General features: G+C 67.7%; 27 protein-coding genes. 18 read left to right on the forward strand and 9 right to left on the reverse strand.

The window, feature by feature from the left end:
- Nucleotides 1-5: 5 nt before the first annotated feature.
- Complete coding sequence (locus MKD50_RS11015) at nucleotides 6-863, reverse strand: ComF family protein (RefSeq protein ID WP_371925329.1); 858 nt, start codon at nucleotides 861-863, stop codon at nucleotides 6-8.
- Between MKD50_RS11015 and MKD50_RS11020 the strand changes: the two genes are divergently transcribed.
- From MKD50_RS11020 to MKD50_RS11055, 8 genes are all read left to right on the forward strand, one after another.
- A complete protein-coding gene (locus MKD50_RS11020) occupies nucleotides 852-1805 on the forward strand; it encodes a methyltransferase domain-containing protein (protein WP_172582600.1) in 954 nt (317 codons plus the stop codon). The genes MKD50_RS11015 and MKD50_RS11020 overlap by 12 nt on opposite strands.
- 269 nt (nucleotides 1806-2074) lie before the next feature.
- Nucleotides 2075-2584 (forward strand): DUF2244 domain-containing protein, encoded by a 510-nt coding sequence (locus MKD50_RS11025; protein WP_018008670.1) that lies wholly within the window; start codon nucleotides 2075-2077, stop codon nucleotides 2582-2584.
- 58 nt (nucleotides 2585-2642) lie between these two features.
- A complete protein-coding gene (gene coxB, locus MKD50_RS11030; RefSeq protein ID WP_115705696.1) occupies nucleotides 2643-3905 on the forward strand; it encodes a cytochrome c oxidase subunit II in 1263 nt (420 codons plus the stop codon).
- A gap of 38 nt (nucleotides 3906-3943) precedes the next feature.
- Nucleotides 3944-5551, forward strand: coding sequence for a cytochrome c oxidase subunit I (gene ctaD / locus MKD50_RS11035; protein WP_115705697.1), 1608 nt, complete (start codon nucleotides 3944-3946; stop codon nucleotides 5549-5551).
- Nucleotides 5552-5626: 75 nt separating this feature from the next.
- Nucleotides 5627-5758, forward strand: coding sequence for a cytochrome oxidase small assembly protein (locus MKD50_RS11040; RefSeq protein WP_217449847.1), 132 nt, complete (start codon nucleotides 5627-5629; stop codon nucleotides 5756-5758).
- Nucleotides 5759-5775: 17 nt separating this feature from the next.
- Nucleotides 5776-6399 (forward strand): cytochrome c oxidase assembly protein, encoded by a 624-nt coding sequence (locus MKD50_RS11045; RefSeq protein WP_240073622.1) that lies wholly within the window; start codon nucleotides 5776-5778, stop codon nucleotides 6397-6399.
- 37 nt (nucleotides 6400-6436) lie between these two features.
- Nucleotides 6437-6661 (forward strand): DUF2970 domain-containing protein, encoded by a 225-nt coding sequence (locus MKD50_RS11050; protein ID WP_111518157.1) that lies wholly within the window; start codon nucleotides 6437-6439, stop codon nucleotides 6659-6661.
- Between the two features lie 145 nt (nucleotides 6662-6806).
- Nucleotides 6807-7667 (forward strand): cytochrome c oxidase subunit 3, encoded by an 861-nt coding sequence (locus MKD50_RS11055; protein ID WP_252667143.1) that lies wholly within the window; start codon nucleotides 6807-6809, stop codon nucleotides 7665-7667.
- 144 nt (nucleotides 7668-7811) lie between these two features.
- Here MKD50_RS11055 and MKD50_RS11060 read toward each other — a convergent pair whose 3' ends face one another.
- Entirely contained in the window at nucleotides 7812-8021 is a 210-nt protein-coding gene (locus tag MKD50_RS11060; protein WP_012351630.1) for a twin transmembrane helix small protein, read from the reverse strand.
- Between the two features lie 90 nt (nucleotides 8022-8111).
- Between MKD50_RS11060 and MKD50_RS11065 the strand changes: the two genes are divergently transcribed.
- The 5 genes from MKD50_RS11065 to MKD50_RS11085 all read left to right on the forward strand — a co-directional run bounded on the left by MKD50_RS11065 (nucleotide 8112) and on the right by MKD50_RS11085 (nucleotide 12377).
- Complete coding sequence (locus MKD50_RS11065; protein ID WP_252667144.1) at nucleotides 8112-8867, forward strand: SURF1 family protein; 756 nt, start codon at nucleotides 8112-8114, stop codon at nucleotides 8865-8867.
- Between the two features lie 72 nt (nucleotides 8868-8939).
- On the forward strand, nucleotides 8940-9590 hold the full coding sequence (locus MKD50_RS11070) for an SCO family protein (protein WP_116313223.1): 651 nt from the start codon (nucleotides 8940-8942) through the stop codon (nucleotides 9588-9590).
- Between the two features lie 9 nt (nucleotides 9591-9599).
- Complete coding sequence (locus MKD50_RS11075; RefSeq protein WP_252667145.1) at nucleotides 9600-10703, forward strand: COX15/CtaA family protein; 1104 nt, start codon at nucleotides 9600-9602, stop codon at nucleotides 10701-10703.
- A complete protein-coding gene (gene cyoE, locus MKD50_RS11080; RefSeq protein ID WP_092307488.1) occupies nucleotides 10700-11644 on the forward strand; it encodes a heme o synthase in 945 nt (314 codons plus the stop codon). Before MKD50_RS11075 ends, cyoE begins: the two co-directional genes overlap by 4 nt.
- Before the next feature lie 112 nt (nucleotides 11645-11756).
- Complete coding sequence (locus MKD50_RS11085) at nucleotides 11757-12377, forward strand: SCO family protein (protein ID WP_115705704.1); 621 nt, start codon at nucleotides 11757-11759, stop codon at nucleotides 12375-12377.
- A 103-nt stretch (nucleotides 12378-12480) separates the two neighbouring features.
- Here the strand turns inward: MKD50_RS11085 and rpoH are convergent, their stop codons facing one another.
- Complete coding sequence (rpoH, locus tag MKD50_RS11090; protein WP_092307491.1) at nucleotides 12481-13410, reverse strand: RNA polymerase sigma factor RpoH; 930 nt, start codon at nucleotides 13408-13410, stop codon at nucleotides 12481-12483.
- 343 nt (nucleotides 13411-13753) lie between these two features.
- Here rpoH and MKD50_RS11095 point away from each other — a divergent pair, with 343 nt between their 5' ends.
- On the forward strand, nucleotides 13754-14629 hold the full coding sequence (locus MKD50_RS11095; protein WP_252667146.1) for a pirin family protein: 876 nt from the start codon (nucleotides 13754-13756) through the stop codon (nucleotides 14627-14629).
- 19 nt (nucleotides 14630-14648) lie between these two features.
- Here MKD50_RS11095 and ybiB read toward each other — a convergent pair whose 3' ends face one another.
- The 5 genes from ybiB to MKD50_RS11120 form a co-directional block, all read right to left on the reverse strand.
- On the reverse strand, nucleotides 14649-15641 hold the full coding sequence (gene ybiB / locus MKD50_RS11100; protein WP_252667147.1) for a DNA-binding protein YbiB: 993 nt from the start codon (nucleotides 15639-15641) through the stop codon (nucleotides 14649-14651).
- An 84-nt stretch (nucleotides 15642-15725) separates the two neighbouring features.
- Nucleotides 15726-16529, reverse strand: a complete 804-nt coding sequence (locus MKD50_RS11105; protein ID WP_115705709.1) for an ABC transporter ATP-binding protein — start codon at nucleotides 16527-16529, stop codon at nucleotides 15726-15728.
- A 19-nt stretch (nucleotides 16530-16548) separates the two neighbouring features.
- A complete protein-coding gene (gene ntrB, locus MKD50_RS11110) occupies nucleotides 16549-17439 on the reverse strand; it encodes a nitrate ABC transporter permease (RefSeq protein WP_252667148.1) in 891 nt (296 codons plus the stop codon).
- A 31-nt stretch (nucleotides 17440-17470) separates the two neighbouring features.
- Nucleotides 17471-18805, reverse strand: coding sequence for a CmpA/NrtA family ABC transporter substrate-binding protein (locus tag MKD50_RS11115; RefSeq protein ID WP_115705712.1), 1335 nt, complete (start codon nucleotides 18803-18805; stop codon nucleotides 17471-17473).
- A 377-nt stretch (nucleotides 18806-19182) separates the two neighbouring features.
- Entirely contained in the window at nucleotides 19183-19827 is a 645-nt protein-coding gene (locus tag MKD50_RS11120; protein WP_240073637.1) for an ANTAR domain-containing response regulator, read from the reverse strand.
- Between the two features lie 208 nt (nucleotides 19828-20035).
- On the opposite strand from MKD50_RS11120, the gene MKD50_RS11125 reads away from it, so the two are divergent.
- A complete protein-coding gene (locus MKD50_RS11125) occupies nucleotides 20036-20737 on the forward strand; it encodes a fumarylacetoacetate hydrolase family protein (RefSeq protein WP_115705716.1) in 702 nt (233 codons plus the stop codon).
- Nucleotides 20738-20741: 4 nt separating this feature from the next.
- Nucleotides 20742-21389, forward strand: a complete 648-nt coding sequence (gene maiA, locus MKD50_RS11130) for a maleylacetoacetate isomerase (protein ID WP_115705718.1) — start codon at nucleotides 20742-20744, stop codon at nucleotides 21387-21389.
- A 69-nt stretch (nucleotides 21390-21458) separates the two neighbouring features.
- Here the strand turns inward: maiA and ftsY are convergent, their stop codons facing one another.
- Nucleotides 21459-22634, reverse strand: coding sequence for a signal recognition particle-docking protein FtsY (gene ftsY / locus MKD50_RS11135; protein WP_252667149.1), 1176 nt, complete (start codon nucleotides 22632-22634; stop codon nucleotides 21459-21461).
- A 227-nt stretch (nucleotides 22635-22861) separates the two neighbouring features.
- On the opposite strand from ftsY, the gene MKD50_RS11140 reads away from it, so the two are divergent.
- Together MKD50_RS11140 and MKD50_RS11145 are read left to right on the forward strand one after the other, a co-directional pair.
- Entirely contained in the window at nucleotides 22862-24409 is a 1548-nt protein-coding gene (locus MKD50_RS11140; RefSeq protein ID WP_115705722.1) for a M16 family metallopeptidase, read from the forward strand.
- A gap of 10 nt (nucleotides 24410-24419) precedes the next feature.
- Nucleotides 24420-25802, forward strand: a complete 1383-nt coding sequence (locus tag MKD50_RS11145) for a M16 family metallopeptidase (RefSeq protein WP_240073647.1) — start codon at nucleotides 24420-24422, stop codon at nucleotides 25800-25802.
- Nucleotides 25803-25817 lie beyond the last annotated feature (15 nt).

Consider the following 25817-nt stretch of genomic DNA (forward strand, 5'->3'; position numbering starts at 1 on the left):
GCCCGCTAAGGCGTGCGCAGCGCGACGATCACGCTGACCCGGGCTGCGCCCTGTGCCTTGAGCACGGCGGCGGCCTCGTGCAGGGTTGCGCCGGAAGTCATGACATCGTCCACCAGCGCCACGTGCAGGCCGTCCAGGCGCGTGGCGCGAGTGGGGGCAAAGGCGCCGCGCAGGTTGACCTGGCGCGCGGCCAGGTCCAGCGCGCGCTGGCTGCCGGTGTCGCGCTGGCGTTGCAGCAGCACCGGGTCGGCGCGCAGGCCCAGGTGGCGTGCCAGCGGCCGCGCGATTTCCCACGCCTGGTTGAAGCCGCGCGCGGCCAGCCGTTGCGGCGACAGCGGCACGGGGACGATCAGCTCCGGCGCGGCATGCCGGGCCGCGGCCCAGGCCGTGGGCAGGCCCTCGGCCAGCCTGTGGGCGAGCCACGCCGCCAGCGGCAGGGCGTGGCCGAACTTGAGCGCCAGCACCAGCTGGTCCTGCGGCGAGGCGTAGTCGCCCAGCGCATGGGCGTGGTCGAAGGCGCGCGGCGAGGCGCCGCAGGCAGGGCAGTGGAAATGCCGCCCCAGCGCCAGCGCGCACACCTGGCAGCGCCGCACCGGGCGCAGCAGGTCGGCGGCGCAGGGCGCGCACACCACCTGCCGCTGCACCGCTCCGCACAGCGCGCAGGCGCTGGGCAACAACTGTTCGCACGCACTGGACCAGGCGCGGCCGGCAGCGCCGGCAGCTTGCGCGGCGCGCGCGTATACTTGCCGTCCGGTCGCGGCCCATCGGGCGCGGCGGCCTTGTTCGTCCGGCGCCTTGGGCAGTGCCTGCCCGCGCGCCGGTTCCTGTTTTCCTTGCTGCCCTGTCTGCCCGTGTCCTTGCATGCCGCCGATTCTCCCGATGCCTTCCTGCCGCCCGCGCGCCTGACCCGGCTCGCCTTCGACCGGCGCAGCCGCGGCTTCGGCCAGCTCGATTTCCTGCTAGGTGAGATCGGGCGCCGCATGCAGGAGCGCATGGAGGTGATCCGCCTGGCGCCGCAGCGTGCGCTCGATATCGGCTGCGGCCACGGCCAAGGCCTGGCCGGCCTGCGCGCGCGCTTTCCGGATGCGCAGATCGCCGGCCTGGACATCTCCGGCGCGATGCTGGCCGAGGCCGGCCAGCGCGATCCGCAGCGCCGGCCCGGCTGGATCGGCCGCATGCTGGGCAAGCGGCCGCTGTTCGACCTGGTCCAGGGCGATCTTGCCACACTGCCTTTTGCGCCCGCGAGCTTCGACCTGCTGTGGTCCAACCTGGCCCTGCACTGGCATCCGGAGCCGCACCGCGTGTTCCCGGAATGGCACCGGGTGGCGCGCGACGAAGGGCTGGTGCTGTTCTCGCTGTTCGGCCCGGACACGCTGAAGGAGCTGCGCGCGGCCTTCGCCGAGGTCGACGACGCGCCCCATACGTTGCGCTTTGTCGACATGCACGACATCGGCGACATGCTGGTGCACAGCGGCTGGTCGACCCCGGTGATGGACATGGAGACCCTGACCGTGACCTACGAATCGCCGGCCGCGCTGGTGCGCGAGGTGCAGGCCTTCGGCGGCCTGCGCGCGCCGGCCGGGGCGCCGCCGCAGGGCCTGCGCGGCCGCCGCTGGTACCAAGCGCTGATGCAGGCGCTGGAGCGGCGCCGCAACAGCGACGGCGTGATCCCGCTGAGCTTCGAGATCGTCTACGGCCATGCCTGGAAGCTGGTCCCGCGCGGCGCCCAGGCGCGCGACGGCGAAGGCCGCGCGGTGGTGCCGCTGGACCAGATCGGCCGTGCAAAACCGCGTCGCGCAGGTTAAAACTGAGTTAACTTGCGTCGGCTCGCGATTGCCGCAAACATAGAGCCGGCGCGGCGGGCAGGGCGATGGCAGCATTTCGGCCCATGCACAGAATCTGGCGGCGCGCAAGCCTGGCGGTCAAGGCGCGCCCTTGTCCGTGTATGGGAAGCGCCCTATAATGCGCCAGTTTGTCGCAGTGGTCCCCTGGCACAAGAACGTCCTGGTTTGCACGCACTGTGCGGTCCGGACGCCATCGTCCCGGGTGTGCATCCGATGCAGAGTGGTTGGCGATGCAAGACTTGGGTATCGCATTCCAGACGGCAGGTGGTGACTCCGGCGGAAATCTCGACGGACCTTCCTCCTCGCCCCACGACTGGCTGATGAAGCGGAACTGCTCGCTGAGTCCACGCCAGGTCGGCTGGTTTTACCTCTCGATCCTCACGGTTTCGCTTGCCATCGCGTTGTTTTTCGCCTGGCAAGGGTCGTGGCTCGTGCTGCCCTTTGCCAGCATCGAGCTGATCGGGCTGGGCATCGCCCTGCTTGTGTATGCGCGCCATGCGACGGACTATGAGCGCGTCAGCATCACCGACGGCACGCTGGTCGTGGAGACAGCCAGCGCCGGACGGGTGACGCGCCAGGAATTCAATCCGTGCTGGGTGCGGATCGAACTGGGTGAATCGTTCCGCGCGCTGGTGACGCTGCGCTCGGGCAGGCGTGCGGTACAGGTGGGGTGTTACGTGGACCCGTACCGGCGACGCAAGTTCGCGCAGGAGCTCGCAGCGGCCTTGCGCCGCCTCTGAGAGGCGGCGGAAGCGGCGGCGGGGACAGATTTGAATCTGTAAATTGGGTAGATAACAAATGAAAATGTGGAAGAAGGCATCCGCAGTTTGTCTGGCCGGCGCGTCCCTGCTTGCCAGCCAGGCGGCATCCGCGGTCAGCGACATGCCGGGCGGCCCCGCCGTGCGCCAGCTCAACCTGACCGAGCCGGTTACCAAGATCGCCGAACAGATTCACTGGCTGAACTGGATGATGCTGATCATCTGCACGGTGATCTTCATCGCGGTGTTCAGCGTGATGTTCTATTCCATCTTCACGCACCGCAAGGCCAAGGGGGCCAAGCCCGCCTCCTTCCACGAGAGCATCACCGTCGAGGTGGTGTGGACCATCGTCCCGTTCCTGATCGTGATCGCGATGGCCCTGCCGGCCACCAAGACCGTGGTCGCGATGAAGGACACCACCAACTCCGACGTCACCATCAAGGCCACCGGCTACCAGTGGAAGTGGGGCTATGACTACCTGAAGGGCGAAGGCGAGGGCATCTCGTTCGTGTCGACCCTGACCACCCCGCGCGAGCAGATCAACAACGAGCAGGCCAAGTCGAACACCTACCTGATGGAGGTGGACAACGAGCTGGTGGTGCCGGTCAACAAGAAGATCCGCATCGTCACCACCGCCAACGACGTGATCCACGCCTGGATGATCCCGGCCTTCGGCGTCAAGCAGGACGCGATCCCGGGCTTCGTGCGCGACACCTGGTTCAAGGCCGAGAAGATCGGCGTGTACCGCGGCCAGTGCGCCGAGCTGTGCGGCAAGGAACACGCCTTCATGCCGATCGTGGTGCGGGTGGTTTCCGACGCCGACTACACCAAGTGGGTCGACGGCAAGAAGAAGGAGCTGGCGGCCAAGGCCGACGATCCCAACAAGACCTGGACCCTGGACGAAGCCAAGGTGCGCGGCGAGAAGATCTACGCGGCCAACTGCGCGGTCTGCCACCAGCCCAACGGCAAGGGCGGCGGCGCGTTCCCGGCGCTGGACGGCTCCAAGATCGTGAACGGCCCCAAGGCCGGCCAGATGCACATGCTGCTGGAAGGCAAGGGCGGCATGCCGTCGTGGAAACAGCTGTCGGACACCGAGCTGGCCACGGTCATGACCTATACGCGCAACGCCTGGGGCAACAAGACGGGTGAAGTGATCCAGCCGAGCGAATTCGTTGGCGCCCGCGCGGGCAAGTTCCCCGAAGGCGGCGGCGCGGCCGGCGGCGAAGCGCCGAAGGCCGAGGCCAAGCCGGCCGCTCAGGCTGACAAGCAGGCCAGTCTCGCGGGCAACCGCGTCGCCGGCTGACCCGCTGAAGACAGAACAGGATTAGAGGAGCATTTGCGATGAGTACTGCTACCCCGGACGCACTCGCCCATCCGCACGATCACGCGCATGACGACCACGCGCACGATCACCCGCATGGCTGGCGCCGCTGGCTGTTCGCCACCAACCACAAGGACATCGGTACGCTGTACCTGTTGTTCTCGTTCATCATGCTGCTGTCGGGCGGCGTGCTGGCACTGCTGATCCGCCTGGAGCTGTTCGAGCCGGGCCTGCAGTTCTTCCGCCCCGAGCTGTTCAACCAGTTCACCACCATGCACGGCCTGGTGATGGTGTTCGGCGCGATCATGCCGGCCTTCGTCGGCTTCGCCAACTGGATGATCCCGCTGCAGATCGGCGCCTCCGACATGGCGTTCGCGCGCATGAACAACTTCAGCTTCTGGCTGATGCCGCCGGCCGCGCTGCTGCTGGCCGGCTCGTTCTTCGCCCCGGGCGGCGCCACCGCTGCCGGCTGGACCCTGTACGCGCCGCTGTCGGTGCAGATGGGCCCGGGCATGGACATGGCCATCTTCGCCATGCACATCATGGGCGCGTCGTCGATCATGGGCTCGATCAACATCATCGTGACCATCCTCAACATGCGCGCTCCCGGCATGACGCTGATGAAGATGCCGATGTTCTGCTGGACCTGGCTGATCACCGCCTACCTGCTGATCGCCGTGATGCCGGTGCTGGCCGGCGCCATCACCATGGTGCTGACCGACCGCCACTTCGGCACCAGCTTCTTCTCGGCCGCCGGCGGCGGCGACCCGGTGATGTACCAGCATATCTTCTGGTTCTTCGGTCACCCCGAGGTCTACATCATGATTCTGCCGGCGTTCGGGATCATCTCGCACGTGGTGCCGGCGTTCGCGCGCAAGCGCCTGTTCGGCTATAGCTCGATGGTGTACGCCACCGCCTCGATCGCCATCCTGTCGTTCATCGTGTGGGCCCACCACATGTTCACGACCGGCATGCCGGTGACCGGCCAGCTGTTCTTCATGTACGCGACCATGCTGATCGCGGTGCCGACCGCGGTGAAGATCTTCAACTGGATCGCCACCATGTGGCGCGGCTCGATGACCTTCGAGACCCCGATGCTGTTCGCGATCGGCTTTATCTTCGTGTTCACCATCGGCGGCTTCACCGGCCTGATGCCGGCCGTGGCCCCGATCGACATCCAGCTGCAGGACACCTACTTCATCGTGGCCCACTTCCACTATGTGCTGGTGGCCGGCTCGCTGTTCGCGCTGTTCGCAGGCTTCTACTACTGGGGTCCGAAGTGGAGCGGGTTCATGTACAACGAGGCGCGCGGCCAGATCCACTTCTGGGGTTCGCTGATCTTCTTCAACGTGACCTTCTTCCCGATGCACTTCCTGGGTCTGGCCGGCATGCCGCGCCGCTATGCCGACTACCCGACCCAGTTCGCCGACTTCAACGCGATCGCGTCGATCGGTGCGCTCGGCTTCGGCCTGATGCAAGTGTATTTCTTCTTCTTCGTGGTGCTGCCGTCGTACCGCGGCGGCCAGCAGGCCTCGGACAAGCCCTGGGATGGCGCCGAGGGCCTGGAGTGGACCGTGCCGTCGCCGGCACCGTTCCACACCTTTGAAGTTCCCCCGCAGGTCCGCTAAGGCGGTACCCGCGTAACCAGGCCGCGGAGGGGCGGCAGCGTTCGTCCCTCCGCGCCGGCAGGTATCAAGACCGTTATGCAGTCTCCAGACAAAAGCCCGTCACGCCCGGACCACAAGGCCGCCAACCGGCGCCTTGGCCTGATCCTGTTGTCGATCGTGGTGGTTTTCTTTCTGGGGTTCTTCGCCAAGATGAAGTTCCTTGGCTGAGGCGGCAGGGTAGCGAGATGAGCATCGAGCAGCAGTCGCGCAGGGAAGCGAACAAGGAAGCGGACAAGCGGTTCAACCGCGGCATGATGCTGCGGCTGGTGGTGATCGTTGCCGTGATGTTCGGCTTTGGCTACGCGCTGGTGCCGCTGTACAAGAAGATCTGCGAAATCACCGGCATCAACGTGATCACCACGCGCGAGCTGCATGGCGCGGTCAAGAACACGCAGATCGACAAGAGCCGCACCATCACGGTGGAGTTCGACTCCAACGCGCGCGGGCCCTTCGCCTTCCGGCCGGTGAAGAACAGCATGGAAGTGCATCCCGGGGAGATGGCGACGATCGTCTACGAGGTGGCCAACGGGCAGCCGCGCGATATCTCGGCACAGGCCATCCCGAGCTACGCGCCCAAGCAGGCGACCCAGTATTTCATGAAGCTGGAGTGCTTCTGCTTCAAGCAGCAGACGCTCAAGGCGAACGAGGCGCGCGAGATGCCGGTGGTGTTCGTGATCGATCCCGCGCTGCCCAAGGATGTGAAGAGCATTACGCTGTCGTACACCTTCTTCGAGGTGGGCACGCCGGTGGCGCAGGCGCCCGAAGGCCAGCTGGCGCCGCAGCCCGCGCCGGCCGGCAAGGGCAGCTGAAGCGAGCGGCCGGGGCCGGTCAAGCGGAGGACGGGCGATGGATGAGATGAAGGACGCGGTCAAGCGCAAGCTGTCGTTTGCGCAGACCATGCGCGCGGTGCTGTGGTCGTTCATCGGCCTGCGCAAGGGCGCGGAACACGAACGCGACATGGCCCGGCTGAACCCGGTGCATGTGGTGATCGCCGGGCTGATCGCGGCGGCGGTGTTCATCGCGATCCTGGTGGTGATCGTGCGCATGGTGGTGAGCCAGGCGGCGGCGTAGCAGGGCAGGAAGGGTAGACAACAAAAGCAGTCGCAGAACAAAGCAACCGCGGCGGCGGGGCCGGTCCAGAGGAGGCGGGCGGCCTGCAGTGCCAAGGCGGGGACAACGAATACCGAATCAAAGACTCTGAGCTGGAGATAAAAGAATGAGTGCGAATCGCGCAAACGCTCCGTACTACTTCGTACCGGGCCCGTCGCGCCACCCCATCACCGCAAGCTTCGGCCTGCTGATGACGGGCGCCGGCGCCGCCGGTTGGGTAAACGGGCAGCCCTGGGCGCCGTACCTGTGCGGCTTCGGCCTGCTGTGGTTCCTGTTCGTGCTCAAGAGCTGGTTTGGCGACGCCATCAGCGAGTCCGAAGGCGGCATGTACGGCAAGAACATCGACCTGTCGTTCCGCTGGTCGATGGGCTGGTTCATCTTCTCCGAGGTGATGTTTTTCGCCGCGTTCTTCGGCGCGCTGTTCTATGCCCGGTCCATCGCCATGCCGTGGCTGGGCGACCTGAACAACAAGATCCTGTGGCCCGACTTCGCCGCGGTATGGCCCAACACCGGCCCGGCCGGCGTGGTGGAAAACTTCCAGACCATGGGCCCGTGGCCGATCCCGACCATCAACACCGCGCTGCTGCTGATGTCCGGCTTGACGCTGACCTGGGCGCACCACGCGCTGCTGGCCGGCAAGCGCAGCCAGCTGATCCAGGGCCTGGCGCTGACCATCCTGCTGGGCGCGATCTTCATGGGCTTCCAGGTGTACGAGTACATGCACGCTTACTCGGACCTGAACCTGAAGCTGAGCTCGGGCATCTACGGCTCGACCTTCTTCCTGCTGACCGGCTTCCACGGTTTCCACGTGACCATGGGCGCGATCATGCTGGCGGTGGTGCTGATCCGCGTGCTGAAGGGCCATTTCACCCCGGAGCACCACTTCGCCTTCGAAGGCGCGGCCTGGTACTGGCACTTCGTTGACGTGGTGTGGCTGTTCCTCTACATCGTGGTGTACTGGCTGTAAATCCGGCTGCCGTACCGGCCGGCGGGCCCCTGGACTGACCGGGACCGCCGGCGCCAACGCAAAAGAGAAACGCCGCAGGGGCCTGGCCAGCCTGCGGCGTTTGTCTTTTGCGGGCCCCGGTCGGAGCCGGCGCGACGCGCCGGTTCAGGGCGCCATGCGGATGCCGGTGCTGTGGATCCAGCCCATCCAGCTCGAGAACAGGATAAACAGGAACAGCGCCACCGAGAAGCCCACGCGCAGCATCAGCGAGCGCATCATGTTGGGCGTCTTGCCGCGGTCGCGCATCATGAAGAACAGGGCCGAGGCCAGGCTGGCGATGATCAGGATGAAGGCGATGATGATGACAAAGCGCATGGTGGGGCGGGATGGGGGCCGGCGCGGCGCGACGTGCGGCGCACAGGGCCATTATCGCACCGGCACCCGCTGCGCAGTGCCGCCGCGGCGATGAGCTGGCGCCGCTTCGCCAGCCCGTTGCCGCTGGCCGCCGCCGCGGTGGTGATCGCGGTGACCTGCGCGCTGGGCAGTTGGCAGCTCGAGCGCGCGCACGAGAAGGAAGCGCGCGCCGACCGGCTGCGGGTGCTCGCCGCGCAGCCGCCGGTGGTGCTTGGCACGGCGCCGCTGTCACAAGTTGTGACCGATCGCGCGGTGCGCGTGACCGGGCGCTTCGACGCATCGCGCACCGTATTGCTGGATAATCGCCCCCACGGCACCGGCGGCCGCAGCGGCGACAGCCGCGCCGGCTTCCTGGTGGTGACGCCGCTGGTGATCGGCGCGGCGCCCGATGAGCCCGGCGCTCAACGCGCGGTGCTGGTGCTGCGCGGCTGGCTGCCGCGCGATGCCGAGGACCGCACCCGGATCGCGCCGTTTCCGACGCCCGAGGGCGAGGTGACCATCACCGGCACGGCACTGGCCGGCGTGCCGCGGGTCTATAGCCTGGGCCAGGGGGCCGCCGGCAGCCGGATTCGCCAGAACCTCGAGATCGCGCCGTATGCCGCCGAAACGGGCCTGGCCCTGCACCCGCTGGTGATCGAGCAACGCAACGAGAGTGGCGACGGCCTGGCGCGCGACTGGCTGCCAGCCGACGTCGGCGCCGAGCGCCACTATGGCTATGCCTTCCAGTGGTTCGGGCTGGCCGCGCTGACGGTGGTGCTGGTGGTCGTGCTGGGCTGGCGCCGCGCGCGGCGGCCGGCCGCACCCTGATCGAATGAATTGACCGCCCAGGCGCCGCGACCGGTGCATGGGCTTGCCGAAGACAAAGGACAGACGTACTCCATGGCACAGCAAGACTCCGCTCCGGCCGCCGCGGCCTCGCCGCGCGACCCCCGCATCGACGCGCGCACGCGCCGTGGCCGCCTGCAGATGCTGATGCTGCTGCTGGTGTGCGCGTCGCCGGTGATTGCCTCCTACTTCACCTACTACGTGATCAAGCCGCGCGGCGGCGCCACCAACTACGGCGCGCTGGTCGACCCGCAGCGACCGATGCCGCCGGTGCGCGTCACCGACGAGCAGGGCCAGGCCGTGCCGCTGGAGCAGTTCCGCGGCAAGTGGCTGCTGGTCAGCGCCGATCCGTCGGCCTGTGACGAGGCCTGCGCGAAGAAGCTGTTCACCATCCGCCAGATTCGCGCCGGACAGGGCCAGGACCGCCTGCGCATCGTGCCGGTGTGGCTGGTCACCGACGACGGCAAGATCGACGAACGCCTGGTCTCTGCCTACAACGAGCCCTACGCGGGCGTGCGCTTCCTGCGCATCGACCGCCAGGCCGCGCAGCAATGGCTGCCGGCCGAGCCGGGCAAGCGCGCCGAGGACACGCTGTTCCTGGTCGACCCGCTGGGCAACCTGATGATGCGCTTCCCGCAGGACCCGGATCCCAAGAAGATGAGCGGCGACCTGAAGAAGCTGCTCAAGGTCTCGCGCATCGGTTGAGGGGACGGCATGCTGCTGCAACTGGCCATCATCGGCGTCCTGATCGCGCTGTTCCCGCTGTCCTACGTGATGGTGAAGGGCGACCGCAACAAATACCGCAAGCTCGCCTGGATCACGGCGTTCCTGACGCTGGATTTGATCATGTTCGGCAGCTTCACGCGGCTGACCGACTCCGGGCTGGGCTGCCCGGACTGGCCCGGCTGCTACGGGCATTCCAACCCGCATGCCGCGATGGAGCCGATTCGCGCGGCCGAGACCGCGATGCCCAGCGGGCCGGTGACGCTGGCCAAGGCATGGATCGAGATGATCCACCGCTACTTCGCCATGGCCGTCGGCGTGCTGATCATCACGCTGATGGTGCTGGCGTGGGTCAAGCGGCGCGAGCTCAAACAGTCGCCCTGGTTCGCCACCGGCGTGCTGCTGCTGGTGTGCGTGCAGGGCGCCTTCGGCGCCTTCACCGTGACCCTGAAGCTGCAGCCCATCGTCGTCGTCACGCACCTGATGCTGGGCATGGCGCTGCTGGCGGTGCTGATCCAGCTGGGCTCGCGCAACGACCCGCCGCACCCGGTCGCGCCGCAGGCGGCGCGTCTGCGCTGGCCGGTGCGCATCGGCTTGCTGCTGCTGGTGATCCAGATCTTCCTGGGCGGCTGGGTCAGCACCAACTACGCGGTGCTGGCGTGTACCGACTTCCCGCTGTGCAACGGCCAGCTGGTGCCCGAGATGGACTTCCGCCATGGCTTTACGCTGTGGCGCCAACTGGGCATGACCGCGGACGGCGACTACATCCCGCATGCGGCGCTGGTGGCGATCCACTGGGTCCATCGCGGCTTTGCCGTGATCGTGCTGGGCTACCTGGCATGGTTCGGCCTGAGTGCGCGCAGGCTCGAAGGGCTCAGCCGCGCCGCAGGCTGGCTGCTGGCGACGCTGGTGTTGCAATTGGCCACCGGCCTGTCCAATATCGTGTTCGACTGGCCGCTGGTGGCGGCGGTCGCGCATAACGGCGGCGCCGCGGTGCTGCTGCTGCTGTTGGTCGGTCTCCACTACAATATCGGGCTGACGACCCGGGCCGCCGGCGCCCCCGCTGCCGTGCCGAACGCCGCCCGCGCCACATGAAAGACAAGACCCCTTCCGTGGTTACCGCTACCCATCCCCATTCCCTGGGCAAGTTGAGCCGCATGCGACACCTGGCCCGGCAATATGCCGCCCTGACCAAGCCTCGCGTGACGCAGCTGGCCGTGTTCTGCGCCATCATCGGCATGTTCCTCGCCACGCCCGGCATGGTGCCGTGGCCGGTGCTGATCGGCGGCGCCGCCGGCATCTGGCTGCTGGCCGGCGCGGCCTTCGCCATCAATTGCCTGGTCGAGCAGAAGATCGATGCGCTGATGCGCCGCACCGCCTGGCGCCCGTCCGCCACCGGCGAGATCACCACGCGCCAGACGCTGGTGTTCTCCGCCATCCTGGGCGGCGCGGGCATGTGGCTGCTGCACGTCTACGCCAACGACCTGACCATGTGGCTGACCTTTGCCACCTTCCTGGGCTATGCGGTGGTCTATACCATCCTGCTCAAGCCGGCCACGCCGCAGAACATCGTCATCGGCGGCCTGTCCGGCGCGATGCCGCCGGCGCTGGGCTGGGCCGCGGTGGCGGGCGAGGTGCCGGCCGAGGCCTGGTTCCTGGTGCTGATCATCTTCACCTGGACCCCGCCGCACTTCTGGGCGCTGGCGCTGTATCGCCGTGCCGACTACGCCAAGTCCGGCCTGCCGATGCTGCCGGTCACGCACGGCGAGCGCTACACCCTGCTGCATATCCTGCTGTACACGCTGGTGATGATCGCAGCGACGCTGCTGCCCTTCGTCTACGGCATGAGCGGCTACATCTACCTGGCCGCCGCGCTGGCGCTGGGCGCGGGCTTCCTGGCCTATGCCTGGAAGCTGTACCGCAACTATTCGGACGAACTGGCGCAGCGCACCTTCCGCTTCTCGATCCTGTACCTGTCGCTGCTGTTTGCCGCGCTGCTGATCGACCACTACTTCAAGTTCGTGCCGCAGGTCTGAGCTGCGCCGGCGTGCGCGACGGCTGCGGCATCTTGCCGCGCCGGCGCGAGCGCAGCAGCATGATCGGCGATACTGCATGCTGTTTCCTTCTCATCCCCGACCCGTCCCCCGCATGCCAAGCCTCAGCCCTGCTTCCGGCCTGTTTGCCGCCTTCCGCCGCTTTTCCCTGCTGGCCGCGCTGGCCCTCGCCCTGGCCGCCTGCGGACAGCAGAAGGCGTCGTTCCGCAATGTCGATATCACCGGCGCCGCCGACTTCGGCAAGGACTTCTCGCTGACCGACCACACCGGCAAGGTGCGCACCCTGGCCGACTACAAGGGCAAGGCGGTGGTGATGTTCTTCGGCTACACCCATTGCCCGGATGTCTGCCCCACCACCATGGCCGAACTGAAGGCGGTCGTGGAGCAGTTGGGGCCGGATGCGGACCGCGTGCAGGTGCTGTTCGTCACGGTCGATCCGGAACGCGATACGCAGGCGCTGCTGGCGCAGTACGTGCCCGCCTTCGATCCCCGCTTCGTCGGGCTGCGTCCGGCCGACGAAGCCGCGCTGCAGAAGCTGGCCAAGGACTTCAAGGTGTTCTACGCCAAGGTGCCGGGCAGCTCACCCAACAACTACACCGTGGATCACTCGGCTGGCAGCTATGTGTTCGATCCGCAGGGCAAGCTGCGGTTGTTCATCCGCCACGGCCAGGGTCCGGAGCCCATCGCGCACGACCTGAAACAGCTGTTGTCCTGACGCAGCCGGGGCGAAAGGGTGCGGCATAACGTCGCACCAACGCTTCGCGGGCAACAAAAAAGGCCGGTCCATGGACCGGCCTTTTGCATGGTTGCGGTGAGGATCAGGCGAATGCCTGCAGCGCGCCCTTCATCTTCTTCATCGCCGCCGCCTCGATCTGCCGGATGCGCTCGGCCGACACGCCGAACTCGTCGGCCAGCTCATGCAGCGTGGCGCCGCCCGAGCCGTCGTCCTCGACGTTGAGCCAGCGTGCCTCGATGATGCGGCGGCTGCGTTCGTCGAGCTTGCCCAGCGCTTCTTCCAGCCCCTCGACCTGCATGCGGTCGTGGCGCTTGGCTTCCATCACGCGGGTCGGCTCGTTGTGGTTGTCGGCCAGGTAAGCGATGGGGGCGAATTCCTCTTCGCCGTCGTCGACCTGCCCTTCGAGCGCCAGGTCGCCGCCCGACAGGCGGGTTTCCATCTCCATCACTTCTTCGGGCTTGACGTTCAGCTCGCGCGCGACGGCCTCGACCTGTTCCGGCGTGAACGTGTGGCCGCCTTGCTTGTGGCTGCGCAGGTTGAAGAACAGCTTGCGCTGGGCCTTGGTGGTGGCCACCTTGACCATGCGCCAGTTCTTCAGCACGTATTCATGGATTTCCGCCTTGATCCAGTGCATCGCGTACGACACCAGGCGCACGCCCTGGTCCGGATCGAAACGCTTCACCGCCTTCATCAGGCCGATATTGCCTTCCTGGATCAGGTCGGCATGGGGCAGGCCATAGCCCAGGTACTGGCGGGCGATCGACACCACCAGCCGCAGGTGCGACATCACCAGGCGGCGCGCCGCATCGACGGAATCGTGGTCGCGCAGCTCACGCGCCAGGCGTTGCTCTTCCTCCGCGGTCAGCAGCGGGATGCGGTGGACAGCCTGGATATAGCTGTCGAGGTTGCCCACGGTCGCCGGAAAGGTCAGCGCAAAGCTGCCCGTGTTCCGGGGCACCGTCGGCAGACGGTTGTTCGTCAGGGTTTGGTCGGCAGACAAGACTGCGTTCACTCAATGGCTCCTTTCGCGTCCGGCGGTTTGGTTGCCGGTGCGCCGCGGCCCTTGGGGGAACGGCGGCACTGCAACACATCTTAGCACTCTGGCCGGGTGAGTGCTAATTGGAGTTCCGATGACCCCGATAGTTCCCGCGTATCGCTCTACCTGATCGGATAGTCGGATAGATCGTAAAGAGACGACAACGATACCGCTGCCATCGCGCACTGGTATTTAGAGCGCAAGGTGGTAACGGGGTTCTCCCCCGCGCTGCAATGCACTGTTCCAGCACCGGCTACACTCGACCGGCGGGCGGCGCACTGGCATGCTTGCGAGCCTCTCTTATCGGATCGGAGGAGTTATGTCTGCTATCGAACACTTGCTCAAGCCGCATGTGCGCGACCTGGGCGATTTCACCGTGCGCCGGCTGCTGCCGGCCGCGGCAACCCAGACTGTCGGGCCGTTTATTTTCTTCGACCATATGGGGCCGGTGCAGCTGCCACCGGGCCAGGGCGCCGATGTGCGCCCGCATCCCCATATCGGGCTGGCCACGGTTACCTACCTGTTCGAGGGCGAGATCATCCATCGCGACAGCCTGGGCAGCGACCAGGCGATCCGGCCCGGCGACGTGAACTGGATGACCGCCGGCCACGGCATCGTTCACTCGGAGCGTTCGCCCGAGCATGTGCGCCCGGAAGGCGCGCGCCTGCACGGCATCCAGACCTGGGTGGCGCTGCCGCAGCAGCATGAGGGCGCCGAGCCATCGTTCTTCCACCATCCCGCCGCGACGCTGCCGCGCATCGAGCGGCCCGGCCTGCGCATGGTGGTGATTGCCGGCGATGCGTTCGGCCAGGCCTCGCCGGTCAAGGTCTTCAGCCGCACGCTGTACGTGGCGATCGAGCTGGACGCGGGCGCCAGCGTGGAGATTCCCGCTGACCACGCCGAGCGCGGCATTTATCCGGTCGACGGGGCGGTCGCGCTCGACGGCGAGCCGCTGCCGGCCGAGCACATGGTGGTGCTGACGCCGGGCCAGCCGGCCACGCTGACGGCCACGGCGCCGTCGCGGGTGATGCTGCTGGGCGGCGACCCGACCGACGGGCACCGCTTTATCTACTGGAACTTCGTTGCCAGCAGCAAGCTGGCGATCGAGGCCGCGGCCCAGCGCTGGGAGGACGACCAGTTCCCGCACGTGCCGGGCGAGACCGAGCGCATTCCGCTGCCCCCGCGCAAGCCCTGACGGTGGTGCCGGGGCCGGCTCAGACCGGGCTGGCCCAGGTCACGCGGGTGCCCTGGCGCAGGCATTCGCGGATGGCCTCGATCTGGATGGTGATGGGCGCCGGCACCGGCACCGCGCCGTCGAGCACGCGCCGGATCCAGGCCACGGTCAGGCCGGCATCGCTGCCCGGCGGCAGCTCCGGCACGTCGCCGATCGAGCCGCCGGCCTGGCCCACCAGCGTCTGCTGGTGGCCTTCATGCAACCAGTCGATGCGGCTGGTGCGCCGGGCATCGGCCACCACCTCGCCCTCGGTCCCGCGTGCCAGCAGCACGTTGGCGGGTTCGTGGGAGAAGTAGTCGGTCAGCGTCTCGCGGTATTCGGGGTGGGTGTAGCTGTACAGCCGCAGGCCTTCGGCGGGCGAATGCTCGCCCACCGGCTGCAGCATCTTGGCCACCGTATGCGACGAATTGCGCAGGCCGATCACGGTGCGCCGCTCCAGCAGCCGCGACAGCCCGGGCGACAGCACGTCGACCGGCAGCACCGCCAGCGGGCCATTGCTGTCGCCATCCCGCAGCTTTGCCGAAGCTTCGTCGGTGCTCGCGCACAGCGGCACGCCCAGCGCCTCGAACAGCGCCATGCTGGTCACGCGGCCCTCGAACACGCGCGAGCCGTGCACCAGCACGGGGATGCCTTCGCGCGCCAGCAGCAGTGCCAGCAGCGGCACCAGGTTGGGCTGCTTGCGCGCGCCGTTGTAGCTGGGAATCACCACCACCTGCCGGTCGGGCGGCGCCGGCAGCGGCTCGCAGTGCGCATGGGCGGCCTCCAGCATGCCGGCCAGCTCGTGCGGCGCCTCGCCCTTGATGCGATAGGCCATCAGGATGGCGCCAAGTTCCAGGTCGGACACGCGGCCCGCCAGCATGGCGTCGAACAGGGCCTGCGCGTCCTCGCGCGGCAGTGCGCGCGCGCCGTTGACGCCGCGGCCGATCTCCTTGATATAGCGGGCGGCGGGAAATGGGGCGGCGGTGGTAGTCATGGCGGCATGGGGTAGTGTGTTCTGGGTTCATGATAGCGGAGGCGCGCGACCTCGCCCATGGCCGCCTGGCGCTACCGTACGTCCCTACGCCGCTTCCTGCAGCGCCGGATTGCGCTGCTTGCGGTAGAGGAAGTCCAGCACCGCGGTGCGGCAGCCGTGGTAAGCCGGATCGTCCGCCAGCGCCACGCGGTCGCGCGGGCGCGGCAGGTCCACCGCGAGGATTTCGCCGATGGTGGCGGCCGGGCCGTTGGTCATCATCACGATGCGGTCGGCCAGCAGCACGGCCTCGTCGACGTCGTGCGTCACCATCACCACCGTGCTGCGCGTGCGCGCCACGATCTTGATCAGCTCGTCCTGCAGGTGCGCCCGCGTGAGCGCATCGAGCGCGCCGAAGGGCTCGTCCATCAGCAGCACCTTGGGCGCCATCGCCAGCGCGCGGGCAATGCCGACGCGCTGCTTCATGCCGCCGGAAATCTCGTGCGGATACTTGCCCTCGGCGTGGCTCAGGCCCACCAGCGCCAGCGTGTCGTGCGTGCGCGCCCTGAGCTGCGCCTTGTTCTCGCTGGCCGCGAACACACGCTCGACGCCCAGGTAGACGTTCTCGAAGCAAGTCAGCCACGGCAGCAGCGAATGGTTCTGGAACACCACCGCGCGCTCCGGGCCGGGCCCGGCGATTTCGCGCCCGGCGCAGATCAGCGCGCCAGTGGTGGGTGTGGCCAGCCCCGCCAGCAGGTTCAGCAGTGTGGACTTGCCGCAGCCGGAGTGGCCGATCAGCGTGATGAACTCGCCCTCGGCGATGTGCAGGTCGATGTCGCGCAGCGCGACGAACGGGCCCTTGCGGGTCTTGAAGGTCTGGCCGACGTTTTCGATGCTGACGAACTTGTCCATGGCGTTTCTCCCGGTCGGATCAATGGGTGCCGTAGCTGAAGCGCCGGGCCAGCGCCAGCAGCGCATGTTCCAGCAGCAGGCCGATCAGGCCGATGACGAAGATGGCGATCACGATGTGCTCGACCTTCAGGTTGTTCCATTCGTCCCACAGCCAGAAGCCGATGCCGGTGCCGCCGGTGAGCATCTCGGCCGCGACGATCACCAGCCAGGCCGTGCCGATCGACAGCCGCACGCCGGTCAGCATGTAGGGCAGCACCGCGGGCAATAGCACGCGCGTGAACACCTTCCACTCGGACAGGTCGAGCACCCGCGCCACGTTCAGGTAGTCCTGCGGCACGCGCGTGACCCCCACCGCGGTGTTGATCACCATCGGCCAGATCGAGCAGATAAAGATTGCCCAGATCGCGGCGGGATTGGCGGCCTTGAACAGCAGCAGCCCGATCGGCAGCCACGCCAGCGGCGAAACCGGGCGCAGCAGGCTGATCACCGGCGCGGTCATCGCGTTCAGAAAAGCGAAGCGCCCAATCACGAAGCCGGCCGGGATGCCGACCAGCGCGGCCAGGCCGAAGCCCGCTGCCACGCGCGCCAGCGACGCCAGCACGTTCCAGCCGATGCCCTGGTCATTGGGACCGTTGCGGTAGAACGGGTCGGCAAACAGCGGCACCGCGGCGTGCCACGTCGCGCCAGGGGCGGGGATGGCCGGGATCATGGTGGCGATGCCGTGCCAGGCCAGCACGAACAGGGCGAAGCCCAGCAGCGGCGGCACCGCCTTGAGTACCAGCGCGGCGGCGGCGTCGCGGCGTGCCGCGCGCCGCGCCTGCGCGGAGATTTCCTGTTCGCGCCGGCGTGTCCGCTCCTTGGTGTCGGGGTCGGCTGCGGCATCGGGCGTGGTGGAGGCAATGGCATTCACGTCGGGCTCCTTTGGTCAGGGGCACTGCGGATCAGGCGGCAAGCGCGCTGGCCGCCTTGATCTTGAAACCGTCGGCGTAGGCTTTCGGGTCCTTGCCGTCCCAGACCACGCCGTCGATCAGCTTCGAGCTGCGCATGTCGCTCTTCGGCAGCGGCACTTGCGCGGCGGTGGCGGCCTGCTTGTAGATATCGATGCGGTTGACTTGCCTGGCCACGGCGAGGTAATCCGGGTGGGCCTTGAGCAGGCCCCAGCGCTTGTGCTGCGTCAGGAACCACATGCCGTCGGACAGGAACGGGAAGTTCGCGTTGCCGTCCTGGTAGAACTTCATCGCGTCGGGGTCGTCCCAGGTCTTGCCGAGCCCGTTGGTGTAGCGGCCCAGCATGCGGTCGAGGATGATGTCCATGTCGGTGTTGACGTAGGACTTGGCGGCGATGGTCTCGGCAGTCTTGCGGCGGTTGGAGGCCGATGCGTCGATGAACTTCGAGGCCTCCAGCACCGCGGCCACCATCGCGCGCGCCGTGTTGGGATGCTTCTGCACGAACTCTGCGGTGGTGCCCAGCGTCTTTTCCGGATGGTTCTTCCAGATCGCCTGCGTGGTCTCGGCGGTAAAGCCGATCTTGTCGGCGATCGCGCGCGCGCCCCACGGCTCGCCCACGCAGAAGCCGTCCATATTGCCCACGCGCATGTTGGCCACCATCTGCGGCGGCGGCACCGTGATGGCCTTGGCGTCCTGCATCGGGTTGATGCCGTTGGCCGCCAGCCAATAATAAAGCCACATCGCGTGCGTGCCGGTCGGGAAGGTCTGGGCGAAGGTGTAGTCGCGCTTTTCCTTCGTCATCAGCGCCTTCAGGCTGGCGCCGTCGCGAACGCCCTTCTCGGCCAGCTTGGACGACAGCGTAATGGCTTGCCCGTTGTGGTTCAGGCTCATCAGCACGGCCATGTCCTTTTTCGGCCCGCCGATGCCGAGCTGCACCCCATAGACCAGGCCGTAGAGCACATGGGCCGCGTCCAGCTCGCCGTTGACCAGCTTGTCGCGCACGCCGGCCCACGAGGCTTCCTTGGTCGGCGTGATCTTGATGCCGTACTTCTTGTCGAGCCCGAGCGTGGCCGCCATCACCACCGAGGCGCAGTCGGTCAGCGGGATAAAGCCGATGCGCACCTCGGTCTTCTCCGGCGCGTCGGAGCCCGCGGCCCACGCGCCGGCGCGCACCAGCGGATCGACCAGCGTCATCACGCTGGCACCGGCGATGGTGGCCAGCGCACGGCGCCGGCCGCTGCTGGCCGGTACCGCGTCGGCGGAGGCAGCGGCGTCGGAGTTCTGGACGGCTGCGTGCAGCGGCCTGGCATGGCTGAGGCGAGTGGGCATTGCTTGGCTCCAAGAAAAAAAAGCGTCCCCTGGCGCCGCCGGCTTCGCCAGAAGACCGGTGCGCTGCAGGGACGCCGTTGTCCGTAGCGTGACGCGGCCCGCGTTGGCCGTGTCCGCCTGAATTGTCGATCGGCCGCCGTTGGCCGATACCAGCATGACGCAAGCCGTGTGCCAGCATCGTGCGGTGCAGCATTTCGGGGAACGTGGTGCCGGAACGGGGCGAAATGGGCGAGGTCGGTGCGTACGTGACGCGCTGCGGACACAGCCGCTGCCGTCGCGCGGCAAAGGCCCGGCGAGTCGGCATGGCGGGGTGGCGCCACGAGCGTGCAGCGCACCAGCCGCGTGCGGCGTTGCACCGCGGCGGCAAGCGCAGGCGCTCAGCCCATGACGTCGATCACGCGCTGCGCGGCATCGACCAGCTTCAGCCCGCGTTCCATCGCCATGCTGCGCAGGCGCTTGTAGGCGTCTTCCTCGCTCAGCCCGCGTGCCTGCATCAGCAGGCCCTTGGCGCGCTCCACCACCTTGCGTTCGGCCAGCTTCAGCCGCGTGGCGTCGAGTTCGGCGCGCAGCTGCTGGTCCAGCTCGAAGCGCGCATAGGCGACGTCGAGCACGGTCTTGACGCGCTCCGCGCGCAGGCCGTCGACGATATAGGCGGTAATGCCGGCGCTCAGGGCAGCCTTGATGCGCTGGCTGTCGTCATTGTCGGTGAACAGGACGATCGGGCGCGGGGCATGCTGGGTCGAGACGCACACGTGCTCGATGGTGTCGCGCGCCGCGGACTCGGACGCGATGATCAGCATGTCGGGCTGGCTGGCGGTGATCACGTCGGGCAGCCGCAGGTCGGCATCGACGACCTGGATCTCGGTGAAGCCAGCGTTCACCAGCCCGCTGCGGATGGTCTCGACGTTGAGGGGATCGGCGTCGAGCGGGTCGCGCACGAGCAGGATACGCAGCACCCGGCCGGCGGAGGGGGTGGCCGGGTTCGCTGGCGTGGGCGTGGGGGGCGGATGGCGTCTTGTCATGGCTGGCTCTGTTGCAGTGCGCCATGCAAGATTCGCGCCGGGCGGGGCCTCGGATTGCGCGCCAGTCCGGTGCGGCGGCGTTGCGAGCGTGCCTGGATCCATTGTATGCGGCCGTACGCAGGGCGCGGCGCGCGGTGTATCCTGTTGGCCTGCTGCGCCCGGCACCGGGCCCCGTCGCAGCACCGATCAGACCTATCTGGAGAGATGCATGACCGAATTCGTGTTCGCCCCGCCCGCACCCGTTGGCGTGCCAGTGCGCGGCAGCGACGCCAGCTTTCCGGTCCGGCGCGTGTATTGCGTCGGCCGCAACTATGCCGCCCATGCCCGGGAAATGGGTTCGGACCCCGACCGCGAGCCGCCGTTCTTCTTCTGCAAGCCGTCCGACGCGGTCAGCTACGTCGCCGACGGCACCGAGGGCGCGTTCCCTTATCCGCCGGGCACCAGCAACTGCCACTATGAAGTGGAGCTGGTGGTGGCGATCGGCAAGGGCGGCCGCGACATCCCGGTCGAGCAGGCCGCCGGCCATGTGTTCGGCTATGCCGTGGGCCTGGACATGACGCGCCGCGATCTGCAGAACGAATCGAAGAAGACCGGCCGCCCGTGGGAGACCGGCAAGGCCTTCGACCGCTCCGCGCCGATCGGCCCGATCGTGCCGGTCGCGGCCATCGGCCATCCGGAGAAGGGCGAGGTCACGCTGTCGGTCAACGGCGTCGAAAAGCAGCGCGGCGACCTGTCGGACCTGATCTGGTCGGTCCCGGAAATGGTGTCGTACCTGTCGAAGCTGTTCGAGCTGCAGCCCGGCGACCTGATCTTCAGCGGCACGCCCGAGGGCGTGGGCCCGGTGGTCAAGGGCGATGTCATGCAGTGCCACGTCGGCGGCGTGGGCGATCTCACCATCAAGGTAGTCTGAACCGATGCTCAAGCTTTACAGCTATTTCCGCAGTTCGGCCTCGTTCCGCGTGCGTATCGCGCTCGAACTGAAGGGCCTGTCCTATGACTACGTGCCGGTGCACCTGCTCAAGGAAGGCGGCCAGCAACTCAAGCCAGAGTTCCGCGCGGTCAACCCCGACGGCCTGGTGCCGGCGCTGGCCGACGGCGAGCACCTGCTGCAGCAATCGCTGGCCATCGTCGAATACCTCGACGAGGTCCACCCTGAGCCGAGGCTGCTACCCGGCACGGCGCTGGACCGCGCCTATGTGCGCGGCCTGGCGCAGGAGATCGCCTGCGAGATCCATCCGCTGAACAACCTGCGCGTGCTCAAGTACCTGAAGCACACGGTGGGCGTGACCGACGAGGTCAAGGACGCCTGGTACCGCCACTGGATCGAGCTCGGCTTCGCCTCGCTGCAAGCCAACCTGGAGCGCAGTGGCAAGGCCGGGCGCTTCTGCTTTGGCGACACGCCCACGCTGGCCGACCTTTGCCTGGTGCCGCAGGTGTTCAACGCTCAACGCTTCAATATCGACGTGGCGCGCTATCCGGCGATCGCGAAGATCTATGAAGCGTGCATGGCGCTGCCGGCGTTCCAGAAGGCGGAGCCGAAGTCGCAGCCCGACGCGGAATAGTATTGCGCCCTGGCAAAGCGCAAACACCCCGGCACTGCCGGGGTGTTTTGTCTTGGAGGATGTCGGGATTTAACCCAGCAGCGCCTCGGCGAACTCCTCCGCCTTGAACGGCTGCAGGTCTTCCACCTTTTCGCCCACGCCGATGAAGTAGACCGGCACCGGGCGCTGGCGCGCGATCGCCGCCAGGATGCCGCCCTTGGCGGTGCCGTCGAGCTTGGTCACGATCAGGCCGGTGAGCCCGAGCGCGTCGTCGAAGGCGCGGGTTTGCTGCAGGGCATTCTGGCCGGTATTGGCGTCGATCACCAGCAGCACCTCGTGCGGGGCGCTGGGCATGGCCTTGCTGATCACGCGCTTGACCTTCTTCAGCTCTTCCATCAGGTGCAACTGCGTCGGCAGGCGCCCGGCGGTGTCGGCCATGACGATATCGATGCCGCGCGCCTTGGCGGCGTTGACGGCGTCGAAGATCACCGCCGCGGGATCGCCGCTTTCCTGCGCCACTACGGTAACGTTGTTGCGTTCGCCCCAGATCGCCAGCTGCTCGCGCGCGGCGGCGCGGAAGGTGTCGCCGGCGGCCAGCAGCACCTTCTGGTCATAGCGCTGGAAGTGCTTGCACAGCTTGCCGATGCTGGTGGTCTTGCCGGCGCCGTTGACGCCCGCGATCATCATCACCAGCGGCTGCTCGCGGCCCAGGGCCATGGTCTTTTCGAGCGGACGCAGCAGCTGCGTCAACAGCTCGCGCAGCGCCGCCTTGACGCCCTCGGCGGTTTCGATGCGCTCGGACCTGACGCGCTTGCGCAGTTCGCCCAGCAGGTATTCGGTGGCCTCGACGCCGGCGTCGGCCATCAGCAGCGCGGTTTCCAGTTCCTCGAACAGGTCCTCGTCGACCCTGACGCCGACGAACAGCGTGCCGAGGTTGCGGCTGGTCTTGGACAGGCCGGTGCGCAGGCGCTGCATCCAGCCCTGCCTGGCTTCCGCACTGGGGGCGGGCGGCGGCACCAGTTCCAGCGCCTCGGCTGCCACCGGCGCAGGCGCGGGCGGAGGCACTTGTGCCGGCACCGGGACGGGCACGGGAACCGGCACGGGCTCAGGGGCGGGCGAGGGCGTTGGCGTCGGGGACGGTGCCGGGGCGGGCGCGGGCACCTCGGGCGCGGGCGCCGGGGCTGGCGCGGGCGCCTCGACGGGGACCTCCACTGGCGCCTCGACGGGCGCCGGCTCGGCCTTGCGCTTCTTCCAGAAACTAAACATTGGGGAACGGGGTCAATACCGGGGCCGAAACCCTGGCGGCAGCCACTGCCGCAGGCAACCGGTGATTAATCAATGGGTTACGCAGGCCTCGCGATGGCTGGGGAGAAACCGTTGTGGTCCCGGCCGGCGATTGCGTATAGTTCGCTACATGAGTTCACTACATGGCAGATTCGCGCGCAGCGTCGCGCACGCGAATCGATCGGCAAAATTTTAGCAGACGGGGTCGCATGAACCATTGCGCTGTCATGACCGCAACGGGCGTACCGGGCAGCAACGCCACCGCCCAAACGCGCAGCCAACGCCACGCACCGCCCTTGCAGGCGCCATTCACCCGCGCCGCGCGACTGGCGCGGCGTGTCATTCCCACGCTGCTGCTGGCGTTGCTGCCGTGGTCGCTGCCCGCGGCGGCGCAGGGTGTGGTGGCCTCGCCGATGCCGGCGGCGCAGACCGCGCCCGCCGGCGCCACCGCCCACGGCACGACCGAGTACCGCCTGTCCAACGGACTGCGGCTGATCGTCAAGGAAGACCACCGTGCCCCGACCGTGGCACACCAGGTCTGGTACCGCGTGGGCGGCATCGACGAGGTCAGCGGCACCACCGGCGTGGCCCACATGCTGGAACACATGATGTTCAAGGGCACGCCCAAGGTCGGCGTGGGCGAATTCTCGAAGCAGGTGGCGGCCCTGGGCGGGCGCGAGAATGCCATGACCAACCGCGACTTCACCATGTACTACCAGCAGATCGGCAAGCAGTACCTGCCGAAGATGATGGAGCTGGAAGCCGACCGCATGTCCAATCTCGTCATCACCAAGGACGAGTTCGAGCGCGAGATGAAGGTGGTGATGGAAGAACGCCGCCTGCGCACCGACGACTCCGCGCGCGGCACGGTCTATGAGCAGTTACTGGCCACGGTCTATACAGCCGCCGCCTACCGCCACCCGGTGATCGGCTGGATGGACGACCTGGTCAACATGCGCGTCGACGACGTCAAGGACTGGTATCGCCACTGGTATGTGCCCAACAACGCCACGGTGATCGTCACCGGCGACGTCAGGGCCGACGAAGTGCGCGCGCTGGCCGAGCGCTACTACGGCAAGCTCAAGCCGCGCACGCTGCCGGCGCGCAAGGACCAGGAAGAGCCGGCGCAGAAGGGTATCAAGCGCATCTGGGTCAAGGCGCCCGCCGAGAACCAGTACATGGTGATGGCATACAAGGTACCGCGCCTGCGCGACGTCGAGAAAGACGTCGACCCCTATGCGCTCGAGGTGCTCGCGGCGGTGCTCAACGGCTACGACAACGCGCGCCTGACCCGCGAACTGGTGCGCGAGCAGCGCCTGGCCGACGACGTCAATGTCGGCTATGACAGCATCAACCGCGGCGAGTCGCTGTTCGTGCTCGATGGCACGCCGGCCGCTGGCCACAATACGGAAGAGATCGAGCGCGCGCTGCGCGCGGAGATCCAGCGCATCGCCCGCGAGGGTGTGTCGCCGGAGGAGCTCAAGCGCGTCAAGGCGCAGGTGGTGGCCGGCCAGATCTACAAGCGCGATTCGGTATTCGGGCAGGGCATGGAGATCGGCGTGTCCGAGATCTCCGAGATCTCCTGGCGCCAGATCGACCGCATGCTCGACAAGATCAAGGCAGTCACGCCGGCGCAGGTACAGGCTGTCGCCGCGAAGTATTTCAACGACGACAACCTGACCGTGGCCACCCTGGTGCCGCAGCCGATCGATCCGAACAAGCCCAAGTCGCAGGCCCCGTCGGGCCTGCGCCACTGAGAACAAGGCGATGACCCAGTCCGTCACTTCCGCGCCGCGTCCGCTGCGCAAACTGGCCGGCGCCGCCTTGGGCGCCGTGGTGCTGCTGGCCGCGCAGCTGGCGCAGGCAGCGATCCCGATCGAACACTGGACCGCGTCCACCGGCGCGCGGGTGTTCTTCGTGCACAGTCCGTCGATCCCGATGCTCGACATCAATATCGACTTCGACGCCGGCAGCCGCTATGACCCGCAAGGCAAGGCCGGGCTGGCCACGCTGACCGCGGCCCTGCTGGACAAGGGCGCCGCCGCGCAGGACGGCCAGCCGGCGCGCGACGAGGCCAAGATTGCCGATGCCTTTGCCGACACCGGTGCCGCCTTCGGCGGCGCGGCCGGCGGCGACCGCGGCGGCATCGGGCTGCGTACCCTGACCGCGCAGCCGGAGCTGGACCAGTCGGTCGCGCTGGCGGCGCAGTTGATCAAGGCGCCGACCTATCCCGATGCCGTGGTCGGGCGCGAGAAGCAGCGCCTGATCACTGCCATCCGCGAAGCCGACACCAAGCCCGGCGTGATCGCCGACAAGGCGCTGGCCCGGGCCATGTATCCCGACCATCCCTACGGCATCGCCGCGACCCCGGACAGCGTGGCGTCGATCACGCGCGACGACATCGTTGGCTTCTGGCGGGACAACTACGGCGCGCAGCGCGCGGTGGTGACGCTGATCGGCGCGGTCGACCGCAAGCAGGCCGAGGCCATCGCCGAACAGCTGACGCGCGGGCTGCCGCCCGGCCGTGCCGCGCCCACGCTGCCGCAGGTGCGGCTGAAGATCGCGCCCAGCGAGCAGCGCCTGCCGCACCCGGCGCAGCAGTCCAGCGTGGCGCTGGGCCAGCCCGCGATCGCGCGCGGCGACCCCGACTATTTCGCGCTGCTGGTGGGCAACTACGTGCTGGGCGGCGGCGGCTTCAGCTCGCGCCTGACCGACGAGGTGCGCGAGAAGCGCGGCCTGACCTACGGCGTGGATAGCTACTTTGCACCGTCCAAGCAGCCGGGGCCGTTCGGCATCAGCCTGCAAACCAAGAAGGCGCAGACCGACGAGGCGCTGGCGCTGGTGCGCCAGGTGCTGGCGCGCTTTGTCGCCGAAGGCCCGAGCGAGAAGGAACTGCGCGCGGCCAAGGACAACCTGGTCAATGGCTTCCCGCTGCGTATCGACAACAACCGCAAGCTGCTGACCAACGTGGCCAATATCGGCTGGTACGGGCTGCCGCTCGATTACCTCGATACCTGGACCGCGCAGATCGGCAAGGTCACGCGCGATCAGGTCAGGGCGGCGTTCCAGCGCCACGTGCACCCGGACAACATGGCCACGGTGATCGTCGGCGGGCCGGTGGGCACCGCGCCCACGGCTTCGCGGCAGTGATGCCGGCGGTGACGG

Origin of the sequence: Cupriavidus mimosae, from assembly GCF_023952485.1 — a bacterium.
GTDB classification, from domain to species: domain Bacteria; phylum Pseudomonadota; class Gammaproteobacteria; order Burkholderiales; family Burkholderiaceae; genus Cupriavidus; species Cupriavidus taiwanensis_C.